Here is a 17969-nt window from a genome sequence, read left to right on the forward strand (position 1 = left end):
CGCTGATTGAGTTCAGTACTGACGCTGCCGCAGCCTTACCTCTCCCCGGTGGGGAGAGGTCGAGCGCAGCGAGGGTGAGGGGGTACAGGTTTGTCCGGAGAAGGTGTAACCCCTCACCCGCGCCTCCGGCGCGACCTCTCCCTCAGGGAGAGTTAGACCCGCGCCATCCCCTGCTAGACTATCGCTCACACCCCCACCCTTGATCCCTCCCCACAAGGGGGAGGGAGACATGCACTGCGAACCAACCCCAACCCTGAGGGAGACATCGATGGATCGGCCGAAAAGCGATCTGAGGCCCACGCATCGCATCACGCTGATGCGTCGGTTCTTCGACAGCGAGGCCGCCGGCGGCATCATCCTCATGGGCGTGACGGTGATCGCCCTCGTGGTCGCGAATTCGCCCCTCGCCGGTGCCTATTTCGGCTTGCTGAAGACCTATGTGCTGGGCCTCAGCGTCCTGCACTGGATCAACGACGCGCTCATGGCCGTGTTCTTCCTGTTGGTGGGGCTCGAGATCAAGCGCGAGATGCTGGACGGGCAGCTCTCCACCTGGCCGCGCCGGGTCCTGCCCGGCATCGCGGCCGTCGGCGGCATGGTGGTCCCCGCCCTCATCTATCTCGCCATTACCTGGAATGAGCCTCAGCTGCGCAACGGCTGGGCGATCCCGACCGCGACCGACATCGCCTTCGCGCTCGGCGTGCTCGCGATCCTCGGATCAAAGGTGCCGGCCTCTCTCAAAATCTTCCTGACGGCGCTCGCCATCCTCGACGATCTCGGCGCGATCATCGTCATCGCACTTTTCTATACGAGCGAGCTGTCGCTGCCGATGCTGGGCGCGGCGGCCCTGTGCCTTCTGGTTCTCATCGCCTTCAACCGCTTCCATGTGACGGCTCTCCCGCTGTATCTCACTGTGGGTGCGGTGCTGTGGTTCTTCGTGCTGAAGTCGGGCATCCATGCGACGCTCGCCGGCGTGGCTCTCGCGCTCACGATTCCCTTGCAGGCAGAGCCGAAAAAGACCCGGGCGGAGGATTCCCCGCTGCACCGTCTCGAACACGCCATCCAGCCCTGGGTCGCCTACGCGATCATCCCCATTTTCGGCTTCGCCAATGCAGGCCTGCCGCTCGGCGGGCTGTCGTTCGATTCCCTCCTGAGCCCCCTGCCGCTGGGCATCGCCATGGGCCTCTTCGTCGGCAAGCAGATCGGCGTCTTCGCCTTCGCGGAAATCGCCGTCAGGCTCGATCTCGCCGACATGCCGGCCGGAGCCTCACGGCTGCAATGCTACGGCGTCGCGCTGCTTTGCGGCATCGGCTTCACCATGAGCCTGTTCATCGGAGCGCTCGCCTTCCCGGATCAGGAGGACCTGATGAACGCCACCAAGATCGGCGTGCTCCTCGGCTCGGCTCTCTCCGCGCTCGCGGGCTATCTCCTGCTCAGCGTCGCGCCGCGGGAGAAGCCTCACGCCCGCGCGGCGAGAAGCATGTAGTTGACCCCGGTGTCCGGCGAGAGCGACCAGGAATCCCGCAACGGGCTGTATGCGACGCCGGTCAGGTCGGTGACATCCAGCCCCGCGCCCCGAATGGTGTCGCTCAGCTCGTCGGGGGTGACGAACTTGTCCCATTCATGGGTGCCCTTCGGCAGCCAGCCGAGAATGTACTCGGCCCCCACGATGGCGGAGGCGAAGGAGCGCAGGGTCCGGTTGATCGTCGCCATGGCGAGGCAGCCCTCGGGCTTCACACCCTGAGCACAGGCATTCACGAAGGCTTGCCGGTCGGCCACGTGCTCCACCACCTCCATGGCGAGCACCATGTCGAAGGTTTCACCACGGTCGACCAAAGCCTCCACGGTCTCGTTGCGGTAATCGACGCTCAACCCCGCCCGTTCGGCATGGAGCCTCGCCACCGAGATGTTGGTGGGGGCGGGATCGAGCCCCGTGACCCTGGCGCCGAGCCGCGCCAGCGGCTCGGACAGCACCCCGCCGCCGCAGCCGACATCCAGGATCGTCAGCCCGTCGAGGGAGCGGGCCGAGCGCGGATCGCGCCCGAAGCGGCGGCAGGCCTCGTCCCGGATATAGGCGAGGCGGACCGGATTGAACTTGTGCAGGACCTTCATCGGCCCCTTCGGATCCCACCAGGTCTCGGCGATCTTTTCGAAACGGGCGACCTCGGCCGGGTCGATGGTCGTCATGAAGTCCTCCGCGAGACGTCCCTCCCCCTTACGGGGAGGGGTATGGGTGGGGTGGCCCGACAGGGTGAGACTTATCCCGTCATGGCCGGCCTCGTGCCGGCCATCCCGATCCTATGAGGCTCAGCGCTTTAGGCAATCGGGATCACCGGCACAAGGCCGGTGATGACGTCGAGAGTGTTGCGAAGGGCGGCGCTCCGGCTTTGCGACCCCACCGTTCCGAGCAAGCCAGGATGAGCGGCAGGGGCGCAAAACTGCGCGTTGACAGGGCGCGGCCCTACCGTCATGTATACGCGCCTTTTCGCGGCGCGAAGGGGCAATTTTCTCCATTCCTCACCACGGCCCCACTTCGCCCATGCCCCGTCTCGTCATGAAGTTCGGCGGAACATCCGTCGCCACCGTAGAGCGCATCCGCAACGTGGCGCGGCATGTCAAACGCGAGGTCGAGGCCGGTTACGATGTCGCCGTCGTGGTTTCCGCCATGTCGGGCAAGACCAACGAGCTCGTCGGCTGGGTCAAGGAAGCGAACGCCCTCTACGATTCGAAGGAGTACGACGTGGTCGTCGCCTCCGGCGAACAGGTGACCTCGGGCCTTCTCGCGATCGCCCTGCAGGAGATGGGCCTGAAGTCGCGCTCCTGGCAGGGCTGGCAGATCCCGATCATGACCTCGGAAGCCCATGGCTCGGCGCGAATCGCCGCCATCGACGGCACCGGGATTCTCAAGGGCTTCACCGATCACAAGGAAGTGGCCGTCGTCTCCGGATTCCAGGGCGTGCACCAGCCCTCCGGCCGCATCACGACCCTCGGTCGCGGCGGCTCGGACACCAGCGCCGTGGCGCTCGCCGCCGCCGTCCAGGCCGAGCGCTGCGACATCTACACGGACGTCGACGGCGTCTACACCACCGATCCGCGCATCGTGCCCAAGGCACGGCGCCTGGACAAAGTTTCCTACGAGGAAATGCTGGAGATGGCCTCGCTCGGGGCCAAGGTGCTCCAGGTGCGCTCGGTCGAGCTCGCCATGATGCACCGAGTCCCCACCTATGTGCGCTCCAGCTTCGACGATCCCGCCGACCCCAAGCTCGGCACCCTCATCTGCGACGAGGAAGACATCATGGAACAGCAGGTCGTCACGGGCATCGCCTATTCGCGCGACGAGGCCCAGATCACGCTGCGGGACATTGCGGACAAGCCCGGCATCGCCGCCTCGATCTTCGTGCCCCTGGCGGATGCCAACATCAACGTGGACATGATCATCCAGGTCGTGTCGGACAACGCCGCCACCACGGACCTGACCTTCACGGTGCCCACCGCCGATTACGAGCGGGCCTGTGCGATTCTCAACACCCACCGGGACGAGATCGCCTTCAAGGAGCTCCAGGGGGCCACCGACGTGGTCAAGGTCTCCGCCATCGGGGTCGGCATGCGCAGCCATGCCGGCGTGGCGGCCCGGGCCTTCAAAGCCTTGGCGGAAAAGGGCATCAACATCCGCGCGATCACCACCTCCGAGATCAAGTTCTCGGTGCTGATCGAATCCGCCTACACGGAACTTGCGGTTCGCACGCTCCACTCGCTATACGGCCTTGATCAAGCCTGATTGACGAGGGATCGCTCGGGCTGCGACACTTGAACAAGGTAACCGCCGGTCCGCTTCGCCGGCCCTGGCAGGACGGGAACTGATAGCTCATGCCCAGCGCTCCCGGCGGTCCGCGCCTTCTGCTGCGCCGCCTCCGCGAGATCATGGCGGAGCCGGTGGGGGCGCAGGACCGTCTCGACAGGATCGTCACCCAGATCGCCGCGAACATGGTGGCGGAGGTCTGCTCCGTCTATGTGCTGCGCGGCGACGGCGTTCTCGAGCTTTTCGCCACCGAGGGCCTGAACCGGGAAGCCGTCCACCTCACAATCATGCGCTCGGGCGAGGGCCTCGTCGGCCTCATCGCCTCGACGGCCGAGCCCCTGGCGCTCTCCGACGCCCAGAGCCACCCCTCGTTCTCCTACAAGCCCGAGACGGGCGAAGAGATCTACCACGCCTTCCTCGGCGTGCCGCTGCTGCGGGCCGGCAATACCCTCGGCGTCCTGGTCGTCCAGAACCGCACCTACCGGGTCTATACCGAGGAGGAGGTCGAGGCCCTTCAAACCACCGCCATGGTGGTGGCGGAGATGCTCGCCACCGGCGAGCTTCAGGCCCTGGCGCCGGTCGAGACCGGCATCGCGCTGCGCCGCCCGGTCTATCAGAGGGGCGTCGCGCTGGCCGACGGCGTAGGCCTCGGGCACGTGGTGCTCCATGAGCCCCGGGTGGTGGTCAAGAACCTGATCGCCGAGACCATCGAGCCTGAACTGCAGCGCCTCGATTCGGCCATCGCCGAGGTGCGGCTCTCCATCGACGAGCTGATCGAGCGCGGCGACGTGGCCCATCACGGCGAGCACCGGGAGGTCCTGGAGACCTTCCGCATGTTCGCCCACGACCAGGGCTGGCTCCGGCGCATGCGCGAGGCGGTGACCTCGGGCCTGACGGCGGAGGCCGCGGTGGAGCGGGTGCAGTCCGACAACCGCGCCCGCATGCTGCGCCAGACCGATCCTTACCTGCGCGAGCGCCTGCACGATCTCGACGATCTCGCCAACCGCCTGCTGCACCGCCTCGTCGGCCGCGATCTCGTGGTCGAGCGCGAGCAGCTGCCGGAAAACGCCATCATCGTGGCCCGCTCCATGGGCCCGGCGGCGCTCCTCGACTACGACCGCTCGCGCCTGCGCGGCCTCGTGCTCGAAGAAGGCGGGCCGACCAGCCACATCGCCATCGTCGCCCGGGCGCTCGGCATTCCCGCCGTCGGCGAGGTCTCGAACGCCACCTCCCTGACCGAGCAGGGCGACGCCATCATCGTCGATGGCGCCGCGGGCGACGTGCAGATCCGGCCCAACGCGGATGTGGAGGCGGCCTATGCCGAGAAGGCGCGGCTGCGCGCCCGCCGGCAGGAGCAGTATCTCAAGCTGCGGGACGTGCCCTCCGTCAGCAAGGACGGCGTCGAGGTGGTGCTGCAGCTCAATGCCGGGCTCGTCGTCGACCTGCCGCATCTCGCCGAGACCGGAGCCGCGGGCGTCGGGCTGTTCCGCACCGAGCTGCAGTTCATGATCGCCGAACGCATGCCCTCGGCTTCAGAGCAGCAGGCGCTCTACTCGACCGTCTTCACCGAGGCCGGCGACCGGCCGGTCACCTTCCGCACCCTCGACATCGGCGGCGACAAGATCCTGCCCTACATGCAGTCCGTCGAGGAGGAGAACCCGGCTCTCGGCTGGCGCGCCATCCGCATCGGCCTCGACCGGCCGGGCCTGCTGCGCGCCCAGATCCGCGCCCTGCTCAAGGCGGCTTCCGGGCGGCCGCTCAAGATCATGTTCCCGATGGTGGCGACCTGCGACGAGTTCGAGCGCGCCAAGCAGATCGTCGAGCGCGAGAAGAACCACCTCGCCACGCACGGCCATCCCCTGCCCTCCGACCTCAAGCTCGGGGTGATGCTGGAGGTGCCCTCGCTCCTGTTCCAGCTCCGGGAAATCTGCGAAAGCGCCGATTTCATCTCGCTCGGCACCAACGACCTGATGCAGTTCCTCTTCGCAAGCGACCGCGAGAACCGGCGCGTCTCGGACCGTTTCGATCCTTTGAGCGCTCCCATGCTGCGGGCCCTGCAGATGGTGGCCGATCAGGCGAACGAAGCAGGCTGCCTCGCCACCGTCTGCGGCGAGATCGGCGGACGGCCGCTCGAGGCCATGGCCCTGATCGGCCTGGGCTTCCGCTCGCTCTCCATGTCCCCGGCTTCCATCGGCCCCGTGAAGGCGATGCTGCTGGAGACCAACATCGCCGAGATCGGCGCAATGATCCGCGAGGAGCTGAAGCATCCCGGGAGCGTCGAAACGCTGCGCCCGAAGCTCGCCCGCTTTGCGGAAACCCATGGTATTCCGGTCTGATGTCGATTGCGCCTCCTTCCGATCGCCTGAACGCCATTCTCGCCCGCCATGACATCATCACGGCGACGCTCAATGCCGGCCCCGATCCCGAAACCTTCGTGTCCCTCTCCCGCGAGCTCTCCGAGCTCGACGGCGTCGTCGAGGCCATCCGCGCCTACCGCGCCATGGAGGAGAACCTGAGCGGCCTCGAAGGCCTGCGCGACGATCCTGCGACCGATGCCGAAATGCGCTCCCTCGCCGAGGACGAGCTGCCCCAGGCCCGCGAGGACCTGGAAAAGGCCGCCCAGGACCTGCGCGTCATGCTCCTGCCCAAGGACGAGGCGGACGAGAAGAGCGCCATCCTCGAAATCCGCGCCGGCACCGGCGGCGACGAGGCGGCCCTCTTCGCCGGCGATTTGCTGCGCATGTACACCCGCTATGCGGACCTGAAAGGCTGGAAGGTCGAGATCGTGTCCGAGAGCGAGGGCACGGCCGGCGGCTACAAGGAAGTGGTGGCCGAGATCAAGGGTCGCGGCGTGTTCGCCCGCCTCAAGTTCGAGAGCGGCGTGCACCGGGTCCAGCGCGTGCCGGACACGGAGACGCAGGGGCGCATCCACACCTCAGCCGCCACGGTCGCGGTGCTGCCCGAGGCCGAGGATGTGGACATCGTGATCAACGATGCCGATCTGAAGATCGACACCATGCGCGCCCAGGGAGCGGGCGGTCAGCACGTGAACAAGACCGAATCGGCGATCCGCATCACCCATATCCCGTCCGGCATGGTGGTGTTCGTCCAGGACGAGCGCTCGCAGCACAAGAACCGCGCCCGCGCCATGGCCCTCCTGCGCGCCCGCCTCTACGATGCCGAACGCAACGCCAAGGACGCGGCCCGCGCCGCCGACCGCAAGGCGCAGGTGGGCTCGGGCGACCGCTCCGAGCGCATCCGCACCTACAATTTCCCGCAAGGCCGCGTCACCGACCACCGCATCAACCTGACCCTCTACAAGCTGGAAGAGGTGATCGCCGGCAATGCCCTGGACGAGCTGATCGACGCCCTCGTGACCGAACACCAGGCGGCCCAGCTCGCAGCCCAGGACCAGGCGGCATGATCGAAGGCCTCAGCCACATCACCCTGATCACCCGCGATCTCGCCCGCATGACGGCCATCGTCGAAGGCGCGCTCGGCGGCCGGGAGATCTATTCCTCGGGCGAGGACACCTTCTCCCTGTCGCGGGAAAAGTTCTTCGACGTGGGCGGTCTCTGGATCGCCGTGATGGAGGGCGAGAGCCTCCCGACCCGGACCTACAACCACATCGCCTTCAAGATTCCGGCCTCCGCCATCGACGAATACCGGCGGCGGATCGAGGCGTTGGGGCTGGAAATGCGCGAGTCCCGCCCCCGCGTCGAGGGCGAGGGCCATTCGCTCTACTTCTACGACGACGACAACCACCTGTTCGAGCTGCACACAGGCACGCTCGAGGAGCGGCTGGAGCGGTACCGACAGGGCGTGAAGTCATAAGGGCGTGCTCTTCCCTCCCCCTTGCGGGGAGGGGTTAGGGGTGGGGGTCGGAAAGTCAGATGAAGCAGCTAACGAATTGAGCATGAAGGCCGTTACCGGTGCCTCACCCACCTGACACATCACCCGGTCGGACCACCCCCACCCCTACCCCTCCCCGCAAGGGGGAGGGAAGACTTGAACAAACCCGCGCTGATGCCCTGAAGGACCTGCGTCGGACACTGAGCGAAGCCGGGTTCGCGAACGCCGCCCTGGACGCCCGCCTGCTGCTCCTGACGGCGCTCGGCATCCCGGCGACCGCCCTCGTCACGCATCCCGACACGCCTTTGACCGCGGAGGAAGCCGAAACCCTCGCGGCCTTCACCCGCCGTCGTCTCGCCCATGAGCCGGTGGCCCGAATCGTCGGAACTCGTGAGTTCTGGGGCCTGCCCTTCCGCCTGTCGCCCGAGACCCTGGTGCCCCGGCCCGACACGGAAACCGTCGTCGAGACGGCCCTCGCTTTCCTCCCCGACTGGCAGGCGCCCCTTCGAATCGTCGATTTCGGCACCGGGTCGGGCTGCATCCTGGTCGCGCTCCTGCACGAGCTGCCGAAGGCCACCGGCCTCGGGATCGACCTGTCCCCCGGCGCCCTCGTGACCGCGCGGGCCAATGCGGAGGACAACGGGGTCGGGGCGCGCAGCCATTTCGCCCTCTCCCGCTGGGCCGAGGCGGTCTCGGGCTCCTTCGACCTGATCGTCTCGAATCCGCCCTATATCGCCTCCGGCGTGATTCCGACCCTCGACGAGGAGGTGCGCGAGCACGATCCAAGGCTTGCCCTCGACGGCGGGGCGGACGGCCTCGAACCCTATCGCATCCTCTTGAGCGAGGCCGACAGGCTCCTTGCCCCTGGAGGCCTGCTCGCGGTCGAGATCGGCTACGATCAGGCGGAGGATTTAAGAAGCTTGGCCGGTCTCCACGGCCTTGAAGTCCTGCGAATCGCACACGATCTATCTGGCAATCCCCGCTGCGTCGCCATGAAGCGATCCTTATGAGCGGGGTGCGGCTTTCTTGTCCCAGGATGGGATAAAACCCGAATTAGCCCTTGTTGGACCGAGCGGAACCCGCTAGATTCGGATCTAGAGATCGTCCTCGGTCTAAACAAATCGGCAGCTCCCGAGGGGCATGCCGGAAGACCAACGAGATCAATCGCGCAGGCAGGGGCTCTTTAAAACGGAACAGCCTGGCGCGATCACCTGAACCCGACACTGAAGGATGGCCAAGTCTCTTGAGGGCTGTGGTCGAACGACAGACGGTTTGCCACGCGAACGGTGGGCGTTGAGCCCGTTCGGTGAATATTGGCTTGCATATCGCGTGGGCTTTAAAGAACCAGCGAGGCTCGTAGAGCGAAAATGAGACCAGGACAAAACAGGCGTATGCGCGGTCGTAACAACAACAACCGCAACAACAACAAGGGGCCCAATCCCCTGACCAAGAGCTACGAGTCGAACGGACCGGACGTGAAGATCCGCGGCACGGCTCAGCATATCGCCGAGAAATACAGCCAGCTCGCCCGCGATGCGCTGTCGAGCGGCGACCCGGTGGCGGCCGAGAACTATTTCCAGCACGCCGAGCATTATTACCGCATCATCGCTGCCGCCCAGGAGCAGCTGCGCGAGCAGTACGGCTATCAGCAGCGTTCCTTCGACGAGGAAGGCGGCGACGAGGAAGGTTTCGGCCAGGGCGACCGGCAAGGCTTCGAGCGCCAGGGCGGCAACGCCCAGGATTTCGGCAATGGCGACGAGGCCGATTTCGGCTCCCAGCCGCAGCCTTACGAGAACCGTGGCGAGCGCCCTTCCCGCTTCGACCGTCAGGACCGCCAGGACCGGGGCGATCGGCAGGACCGGCAGGATCGGAACGACCGCCAGGATCGCGGCGACCGGCGCGAGCGCTTCCAGCGCGACCGTGGCCCCCGTCAGGACTTTCAGCGTGACGACCAGCCCTTCGAGGCACGCTCCGAGAACGGCGAGCGCAGCGAGCGCCCGGCCCGTTTCGAGCGCCAGGATCGTCCAGACCGCAACGAGCGTCAGGACCGCAATGATCGGCAGGACCGGGGCGACCGTCCGGAGCGCCAGGAGCGGAGCGACCGCCCGGAGCGTCAGGAGCGAAGCGATCGTCCGGAGCGTCAGGAGCGGAGCGACCGCTTCGAGCGTGGCGACCGTCCCGAGCGCCGCGAGCGCTTCCAGCGCGACCGCCGCCGCGACGAATCCGAGGCTCCAGAGCAGGGCACCCTGCCCGCTTTCCTGACCAACCCCGTCCGCTCCGCGCCTCCGGCTCCCGCTGCGGAAGAGGCACCGGCGCCGGCGCCGATGGTGCAGGAAGCGGCCAATGACGAGGCAGCCCCTCGTCCGCGCCGCCGCCGTCGCACCCGTCAGGAGATGATCGACGCGGCCAATGCGGAGAACGGTGGCTTCAACCCCGACGCGGTCGAGACCCCCGCCGCCGAGTAAGACCCGCGGCATACGAGATCGAAAGGGAGAGCCTGGCTCTCCCTTTTTTGTTGCCCTCGGGATCGTCCATAGCGAATTGATTCGTAATAACGTTTAACATAGGTTAGCGGCCAAGCTTTCTTCCTGAACGGAATTTCGCCATGGCCCAATCGCGCTGGATCGTCCTTCCCCCTGCTCCGGTGAAGAAGAAAGCGCCGCTCATCGATCCGAGCGCTCTGGACGAGCGCCTGTCCGATATCTCGGCCGCTCTCGCCGCGCCGAATTCCCGCACCGTCTCCGGCACGCCGAGAGCCGACCGGCTCTTCGGCACCTCCGGCAACGACGCGCTCTCGGGGCTCGGCGGCAACGATCTGCTCGACGGACGAAAAGGGCGCGACCGCATGACCGGCGGGGCCGGCAACGACACCTATATCGTCGACAACACCGGCGACCGGGTCACCGAGAAGGCCAAAGGCGGCACCGATCTCGTCAAGGCTTCGGTGAACTGGACTCTCGGTTCGCAGGTCGAGAACCTGACGCTCACCGGCAGCAAGGCCCTGAAGGGCACCGGCAATAGCCTCGCCAACACGATCACCGGCAATGCCGGCCACAACATCCTCGACGGCAAGGGCGGCGCCGACAGGCTCGCCGGCGGAAAGGGCAACGACACCTACATCGTCGACCATGCCGGCGACCGGGTGACCGAGAAGGCGAACGAGGGTCTCGACACCGTCCAGGCCTCGGTGAGCTACAGCTTGAGTGCGCATGTGGAGAACCTGCTTCTCACCGGCGGCGCCCTGTCCGGCACCGGCAACGAGCTCGCCAACGCGATCACGGGCAATGCGCTCGCCAACCAGCTCGACGGCGCTGCCGGCAACGACACCCTCGACGGCGGCGCCGGCGGCGACGTGATCCTCGGCGGGGCCGGCGCCGATCTGCTCCGGGGCGGCGACGGCGAGGATGACCTCGACGGCGGAGCGGACAACGATGCTCTCGAAGGCGGCGCGGGCAACGACCGGCTCGACGGCGCGGCGGGGGCCGACACCATGGCCGGCGGCCAGGGCGACGACGTGTACTTCGTCGACCAGGCCGGCGACGTGGTGAGCGAGGCCGCCGGCTCCGGCACCGATACGGTGTGGTCGGAGATCGATCATACGCTCGGCGCTCATGTGGAGCGCCTGGTGCTCACCGGCGCCGCGCTTTTCGGCACCGGCAACGAGCTTGCCAACAGCATCACCGGAACCTCCGGCAACAACACCCTCGATGGCGGAGCGGGCGCCGATACGCTCGACGGCGGTGCAGGCAACGACACCTATCTCGTCGATCAGGCCGGCGACAGCATCGTGGAAGCCGCAGGCGGCGGCACCGACACGGTGTGGTCGCGGGTCGATCATACGCTCGGCGCGCATCTCGAGCGGCTGGTGCTGACGGGTGCTGCGCTCTCCGGCACCGGCAATTCCCTCGACAACACGATCACCGGCAACGATCTCGCCAATAATCTCAAGGGCGAGGCCGGAAACGACACCCTCGACGGCGGCACTGGCGCGGATGTGCTTCAGGGCGGCGCAGGTAACGACCTCTATCTCGTCGACGATGCGAGCGACGAGATTCTGGAGGCGTTCGACGGCGGCTATGACAGCGTCCAGGCCTCGGTCGACTACGTGCTCGGCGACAACGTCGAACGGCTCGTCCTCGTCGGCAGCGCCGTCGTCGGAACCGGCAACGCCATCGCCAACACCATCGTCGGCAGCGCGCTCGCGAACTCTCTCACGGGTGGAGAGGGCAACGACACCCTCGATGGCGGCGTGGGCAACGACAGCCTCAATGGCGACGACGACAATGACAGCCTCGTCGGCGGCGGGGGCGACGATACCCTCACCGGCAGCGAGGGCCACGATATCCTCATCGGCGGCAGCGGCAACGACAGCCTCGACGGCGGTGCCGGCAGCGACAGCCTCGCAGGCGGCGACGGCGACGATACTCTTTTCGGCGGAGCGGGGAGCGACACCCTCGAGGGCGGCGCGGGCGACGACACGTATGAGGTCGAGAATTTCGACGACTGGGTTGTCGAAACCGGGGGCGGGACCGACACGGTTCGCACCGCGCTCAGCTACATGCTAGGAGCCGGCCTCGAGAATCTCGTGCTTCTCGGGACGGCGCTCTCCGGCAGCGGCAACGATCTCGCCAACGGGATCACCGGCAACGCGCTCGCCAACCAGCTCAGCGGCGAGGACGGCAGCGACAGCCTCGACGGCGGCGAGGGCGACGACATCCTCGACGGCGGCAACGGCAACGACATCCTGGTCGGCGGCGACGGCAACGACAGGCTCTGGGGTGGCATCGACAGCGGCAACGATACCCTCCTGGGCGGCAGAGGCAACGACAACCTTGAGGGACGCGAAGGCGACGACAGCCTCGACGGCGGCGGCGATAATGACAATCTCTTCGGCGGCGACGGCGACGACGCCCTCATCGGCGGCGTCGGCCACGACAGCGTCAGCGGCGGCAACGACACCCTCGTCGGCGGCAACGGCAACGACACCCTCATCGGCGGTGATGGCAACGACACCCTCGTCGGCGGCGGCGGCAACGATACCGTCAATGGCGGCAACGACCTCCTCGACGGCGGTGATGGCAATGACCTCCTCGACAGCGGTGGCGGCAATGACAGTCTCGACGGCGGCGACGGCAATGACACTCTCGACGGCGGCGGCGGCAACGACACTCTCGATGGCGGCGGCGGTAGCGACCTGCTGATAGGCGGTCTCGGCGACGACATCTATATCGTCGACCATGTCGATGACTTCGTGGGCGACGCTGGCGGAAACGATACGGTCCGGGCTTGGGTCGATTATACGCTCCACACGGATGTCGAGGATCTGGTGCTGCTCGGCACGGCGCTGAGAGGCACCGGCAACGGCCTCGCCAACACCATCACCGGAAACGACCTCGCCAACGAGCTCGACGGCGGCGATGACGACGACACCCTCCACGGCGGTGCAGGCAGCGACATCCTCAATGGCGGCTTCGGCAAAGACAGTCTCGTCGGCGGCATCGGGAACGATACCTATGTGGTCGACGTGGAGACCGATGAGATCGTCGAAGAGGATGGCGAAGGGATCGATCTCGTCCTGTCGGCTGCTGCGAATTATACGCTTCGGGACCATGTCGAGAACCTGACGCTCGTCGGCATCACCGACGCCAACGGCACTGGCAACGGCCTCGACAACCATCTGATCGGCAATGCCGCGGTCAACATCCTCGAGGGCGGCGACGGCAACGACACGCTCGACGGCGGCGGAGGCGGCGATACACTTCGCGGCGGGGCCGGCAACGACCTCTACATCGTCGACAATGCCGGCGATATCGTCGACGAGCAGGGCGGCGACAAGGGCGATACGGTTCGCACGACGCTGACCTACTACGTGCTCACTGCCGGCATCGAAGTGCTCGTGATGGAGAATGACGGCGCGACCAACACCGCGCAGGGCAACAATCTGGACAACGACATCACCACCGGAAACGGCAACGACTATCTCAATGGCATGCAAGGCAACGACACGCTGCGTGGCGGGCTCGGGAACGACGAGTATATCGTGCTCGATGCCGGCGATGTGGTGATCGAAGCGGAGGGCGAAGGGCACGACCGGATTCTGGCCTATGTCAGTTATGCCCTTCCGGACCATGTGGAAGAGTTGACCGTCCAGAGCAACGACGGATTGGAGGGCACCGGCAACGGCCTCGACAACACCCTCACTGGCGGACAGGGGAATGATACCCTCTATGGCGGCGACGGCGACGATTATCTCGCGGGAGGCTTTGGAAAAGCATTTTCGGGCCAGGACAGCCTCATCGGCGGCTCCGGCGACGATACCTATGTGGTCGATCTGGAGAACGACAAGGTGGAGGAATTCGAGGGCGAGGGCACGGACCTTGTTCTTTCGAGAGCGCTGAATTTCACGCTTCCGGATCATGTCGAGAACCTGACGCTCATCGACGATTCGGGTTCTAACGGCACCGGCAACGGCCTCGACAACGTTCTGACCGGCAATGCCGCCACCAACCTCCTCGAGGGCAAAGGCGGGAACGACACCCTCGACGGCGGCGGGGGCAGCGACCAATTGAGAGGGGGTCTCGGCGATGACGTCTACATCATCGATGGCGGGGATACGCTGACCGAGATTCCCGGCGAAGGAACGGATACGGTCCGGGCGGACTTCAGCTATACCTTGCAGGTCAATTTCGAGCATCTCGAGCTCACCGGGTCTGCCTCCATCAACGGAACGGGAAACGGCGCCGGCAACCGCATCATTGGCAATGCGTCGGCCAACATCCTCAGCGGCCTTGGCGGAGCGGACACGCTCAGCGGCGGCGGCGGCCGCGACACCTTCGTCTTCAGCAGCCTCGCGGATCTGAACGCGAACCCGAATTCAAGCGACGTGCTTTCCGATTTCGACCATTCCCTGGCCGGGGGCGTCGACGGTTCGACCCTCGACGTGATCGATCTGTCTCCCATCGATCCGATCACGGGAGGACAGAACAACAGCTTCTCTACGATCGTAACCGGGACGGCCGCGCCCGGTCAGCAGAATGCCGGCACTCTCTATTACGACACGACAAGCGGCATTCTCTACGGATTCGCCGGAGCCCCGGGCCCCGTTGTCTCCCCCAGCTTCGCCATTACGGTTGGAGCAGACGTTATCTGGAACAGCCTCGCGGGCGGGAACATCATTCTCTAGCGCAATACGCTCGCGCATCGTGCAGAAAAGTGGACCCGGTTTTCTGCACGATGCGCTCTCTTTAGAGTGGAGCATCGGAGTGGATCCCAAAAGTGGGTCCACTTTTGGGTCCGATGCTCTAGAGCGCCAGCGTCGCCTGCTCGCGCTCGAAGCTGTCGCCGGACTCGAGCGTTCCACCGTCGAGCACCTCGGCATAGATGCCGCAGTCGAAATGGCCGTAAGATCGCATCAGGCTTTTCGGGATCTCCAGGTCGCGGATGCCGGTGTCCGGGTCCACATTCGTCGCTGCGCAGCGCTCGATGCGCTTGGTCACTTTCAGGCGCAGGCCGGACGGCGCGGTGAGCACCTTGCCGACGAGGTCGAACTCGGCCCACGGCGCCAGCCTCTCGATGTGGATGTTGCCGCGAAAGCGCAACGGATCGACGGGCGCGCCGACCACGTTCTCCAGCTCGCGCACGCTCGCAAGATTGATGAGCGAGACGAAGCCGCGTCGTGAATCGGTGAAGCGGAAGCCGTCGGGCGCTGCGAGCACCTTCGGCGGGCCGCGCAGTTCCTTCGGCATGAAGCGGCGGAAATAGGCCTCGATGGCAAGCTGCCCTTCCCGCGTCGAGAGATCGCCGCGCGCCACCTCGCGTCCGCCCTGCTCGATGAAGAGCGTGGTGATCGAATCGATGTACCGGGTCTTGAGCCGCGCCAGGCTCTCGTTGCGCATCAGCATCAGGAACTTGATCTTGGGCTGATGCTGCGGGTTCTCCGGATCGAACCCGGCCGGGCCGTTCTCGATGGCGAAGAGCCGGTCGCCGGGAAAGTAATCGCCCTTGGCGAGGGCGACGGAAGACAGCGGCTCGGGCGAGAGGCCCTTGACCGGGTAGCGCTGGAGGGAAGCGATGCGAATGCTCATGGCTTAAGCGATAGAGGGCGAGAGAGAGCGGGGCAAGAGCTCCGCGCCGGCATCGCCGCCCCACTCATCCGATCATGCGGAAGGGAGCTGGTCACGGCTGGGCTGCCCCTTTAATGCGACCGGGGAATCCCGTCGCTGCATGTTCTCGGCATTGGCCGCGCTGTCGACGATGAGGCGGGCGCCGCGCTGATAGGTCAGGTAGTTCCACAGCCAGCTGAAGGCGACCACGGCCCGGTTGCGCAGGCCGATCAGGAAGTAGACATGCGCGATGCCCCAGAACATCCATCCGATGAAGCCCGTCAGATGAAGCTTGCCGAGTTTCACCACCGCAGCCTTGCGGCCGATGGTGGCGAGATCGCCCTGATGGCGATAGCGGAACGGCCCGGGCGCCGGCCGGTTCGAGGCTCTCGCCGCGATCACCTCGGCCACATAGCGCCCCATCTGCTTGGCGGCAGGCGCAATGCCCGGAACGGCCTTTCCTTCCCCATCCACCGCCGCTGCGGTGTCGCCGATCACGAAAATCTCCGGGTGGCCGGGGATCGTGAGATCCGGACCCACCTTCACCCGTCCGGCCCGGTCGCGCTCGACGTCGAGCCATTCGCCGGCCGGCGAGGCGACCACGCCTGCTGCCCATACGATGGTGCCGGTCTCGATCCGCGTGCCTTCGAGGTCGACGCCGCGCTCGTCGCAATTCGTCACCCGGGCCGAGGTCAAAACCTCGACGCCCATCCGCTCCAGCGCCTTTTGCGCATAGGCCGCGAGGTCCTCCGGAAAGGTCGGCAGAATGCGCGGCCCAGCCTCGATGAGAATGACGCGGGCGGCATGCGGGTCGATGCGCCGGAACTCGGCGGGAAGGGCATGGTGCGCCACCTCCGCGATGGCTCCGGCCATCTCGACGCCGGTCGGGCCGCCACCCACCACCACGAAGGTGAGAAGCCGCCGCTGCTCCTCCCCGTCATCGGTCGTCTCCGCACGCTCGAAGGCCAGCAGGACCTTGCGGCGGATCCTGGTCGCATCCTCGATCTGCTTGAGGCCCGGAGCTGCCGAGGCCCATTCCGGATGGCCGAAATAGGAATGCGTGGCCCCTGTCGCGAGGACGAGGATGTCATAGGAAAGTGTGACGTCCCCGGCCTGGACGAGGCGCAGCGCCGGATCGATGCCCGTCACGTCGGCCATGAGGACGGTGGCGTTCGCCTGGCGCCTCAGAATGCTGCGGATCGGCCAGGCGATGTCGGCCGGCGACAAGGCCGCGGTTGCGACCTGGTAGAGCAGAGGCTGGAAGGAGTGGAAGTTGTGCCGGTCGACCACCGTCACGTCGACGGGAGCTTTCGCCAGGAACTGAGCGGCCGTCAGGCCGCCGAAGCCTGCACCGACAATGACAACCTTTGGCGCAGCCGCTGCCATGGCGCCCCCGCTTCATCGCTTGAGAAGAACGCTCCGCATCATAAGAAAAGCCCCGCCGAATGGCGAGGCTTAGTCAAAGTTCGCAGTCGTAACGCTTAAGAAGCATCTCCCGAGCGGGCAACCTTGGAGCGCTTCAGCTGGGGCGTGACGCCGTTCAGGCGGCCGCTGCGGTCGAGCTCGACCTGGTGCGGATCCTGATGCATGCCGTCATGGGAGGTCTGGTGATCGGGAATATGGGTCTGGGGACCGGCCTCCTGCTTCATGCGCAGAGCCTTCTCGGCATTGGCCTTCAGCTCCTCGCGCGCCTTCTCGGCCTTCTCGGCCTGTTCGGCCTTGCGCTTCTTGGGGCTGAGGCGGGAGATCATCTTCGACAGGACCATGGTGCGTCACTCCTTTGCGCGCGACAGGATGTCTTCGTCGTTATCCGGCCGCTGCTTGGTTTCGGGTTCGTCGGGGTAGACAGGAACGTTCCCGCTGAGAGGGATCGAGCCCGTACCGGTGGAATCCCCGTCATCCTCCTCGAGCGGCTCCGCCTTGCGGGCGGCCGCCAAGTCGCGTGCTTCCTTGCGGGCGAGCTCGGTGGTGTCGCCGAAGGTTTCCGGGGTCACGGAAGGCTCCTGTTCCAGCGGGCTTTCCGGCACCGCAAGGCCAAGCTCGGCATTGCGGGCAAGGTCGGCGCGGGCCTTTTCAGCTTCTGAGCGCGGGTCGCGCGTCATGGGAATCTCCTCAACTGTTGCTTGGTCAATGCGAGTATGGGAACCCGGTTCCTCGCCTCTTGTTGTGGCGAATGGGATACACCATCTTCAAGCTCAAGCGGACGCCTCTCGATGAGG

At 66.2% G+C, this 17969-nt stretch carries 13 protein-coding genes; 8 read left to right on the forward strand and 5 right to left on the reverse strand.

Features of this window, described 5'->3' with window-relative positions; all coding sequences use genetic code 11:
• Positions 1–268: 268 nt before the first annotated feature.
• Positions 269–1483, forward strand: coding sequence for a Na+/H+ antiporter NhaA (gene nhaA, locus JKL46_RS05790; protein ID WP_201830730.1), 1215 nt, complete (start codon positions 269–271; stop codon positions 1481–1483).
• Here nhaA and ubiG read toward each other — a convergent pair.
• Positions 1456–2184 carry a bifunctional 2-polyprenyl-6-hydroxyphenol methylase/3-demethylubiquinol 3-O-methyltransferase UbiG gene (gene ubiG / locus JKL46_RS05795; protein WP_201830736.1) on the reverse strand — a complete coding sequence of 243 codons (729 nt, stop codon included), beginning with the start codon at positions 2182–2184 and terminating at the stop codon, positions 1456–1458. The genes nhaA and ubiG overlap by 28 nt on opposite strands.
• A gap of 352 nt (positions 2185–2536) precedes the next feature.
• Here ubiG and JKL46_RS05800 point away from each other — a divergent pair, with 352 nt between their 5' ends.
• The 7 genes from JKL46_RS05800 to JKL46_RS36245 all read left to right on the forward strand — a co-directional run bounded on the left by JKL46_RS05800 (position 2537) and on the right by JKL46_RS36245 (position 14831).
• Positions 2537–3775, forward strand: a complete 1239-nt coding sequence (locus tag JKL46_RS05800; protein WP_201830743.1) for an aspartate kinase — start codon at positions 2537–2539, stop codon at positions 3773–3775.
• Positions 3776–3864: 89 nt separating this feature from the next.
• Positions 3865–6132 carry a phosphoenolpyruvate--protein phosphotransferase gene (gene ptsP / locus JKL46_RS05805; RefSeq protein ID WP_201830745.1) on the forward strand — a complete coding sequence of 756 codons (2268 nt, stop codon included), beginning with the start codon at positions 3865–3867 and terminating at the stop codon, positions 6130–6132.
• Positions 6132–7220: a peptide chain release factor 1 gene (gene prfA, locus JKL46_RS05810; protein WP_201830747.1), complete on the forward strand. Its 1089-nt coding sequence runs from the start codon at positions 6132–6134 to the stop codon at positions 7218–7220. Before ptsP ends, prfA begins: the two co-directional genes overlap by 1 nt.
• Entirely contained in the window at positions 7217–7630 is a 414-nt protein-coding gene (fosX, locus tag JKL46_RS05815; RefSeq protein WP_210381276.1) for a FosX/FosE/FosI family fosfomycin resistance hydrolase, read from the forward strand. Before prfA ends, fosX begins: the two co-directional genes overlap by 4 nt.
• Before the next feature lie 98 nt (positions 7631–7728).
• Positions 7729–8658, forward strand: coding sequence for a peptide chain release factor N(5)-glutamine methyltransferase (gene prmC / locus JKL46_RS05820; protein ID WP_343074021.1), 930 nt, complete (start codon positions 7729–7731; stop codon positions 8656–8658).
• 381 nt (positions 8659–9039) lie between these two features.
• On the forward strand, positions 9040–10113 hold the full coding sequence (locus JKL46_RS05825; protein ID WP_246529171.1) for a DUF4167 domain-containing protein: 1074 nt from the start codon (positions 9040–9042) through the stop codon (positions 10111–10113).
• A gap of 140 nt (positions 10114–10253) precedes the next feature.
• Positions 10254–14831, forward strand: a complete 4578-nt coding sequence (locus JKL46_RS36245) for a beta strand repeat-containing protein (RefSeq protein ID WP_201830758.1) — start codon at positions 10254–10256, stop codon at positions 14829–14831.
• Between the two features lie 118 nt (positions 14832–14949).
• Here JKL46_RS36245 and JKL46_RS05835 read toward each other — a convergent pair whose 3' ends face one another.
• The 4 genes from JKL46_RS05835 to JKL46_RS05850 form a co-directional block, all read right to left on the reverse strand.
• Positions 14950–15732: an MOSC domain-containing protein gene (locus tag JKL46_RS05835; RefSeq protein ID WP_201830760.1), complete on the reverse strand. Its 783-nt coding sequence runs from the start codon at positions 15730–15732 to the stop codon at positions 14950–14952.
• 72 nt (positions 15733–15804) lie between these two features.
• Positions 15805–17136, reverse strand: a complete 1332-nt coding sequence (locus JKL46_RS05840; RefSeq protein WP_201830762.1) for an NAD(P)/FAD-dependent oxidoreductase — start codon at positions 17134–17136, stop codon at positions 15805–15807.
• Between the two features lie 95 nt (positions 17137–17231).
• Positions 17232–17516 carry a hypothetical protein gene (locus JKL46_RS05845; protein ID WP_201830764.1) on the reverse strand — a complete coding sequence of 95 codons (285 nt, stop codon included), beginning with the start codon at positions 17514–17516 and terminating at the stop codon, positions 17232–17234.
• A gap of 6 nt (positions 17517–17522) precedes the next feature.
• The gene (locus tag JKL46_RS05850; protein WP_201830765.1) at positions 17523–17852 is read right to left on the reverse strand and encodes a hypothetical protein; all 330 of its coding nucleotides are present in this window, start codon (positions 17850–17852) and stop codon (positions 17523–17525) included.
• Between the last annotated feature and the right edge of the window lie 117 nt (positions 17853–17969).

This window comes from Microvirga zambiensis WSM3693 (assembly GCF_016735695.1).
Taxonomy (GTDB): domain Bacteria; phylum Pseudomonadota; class Alphaproteobacteria; order Rhizobiales; family Beijerinckiaceae; genus Microvirga; species Microvirga zambiensis.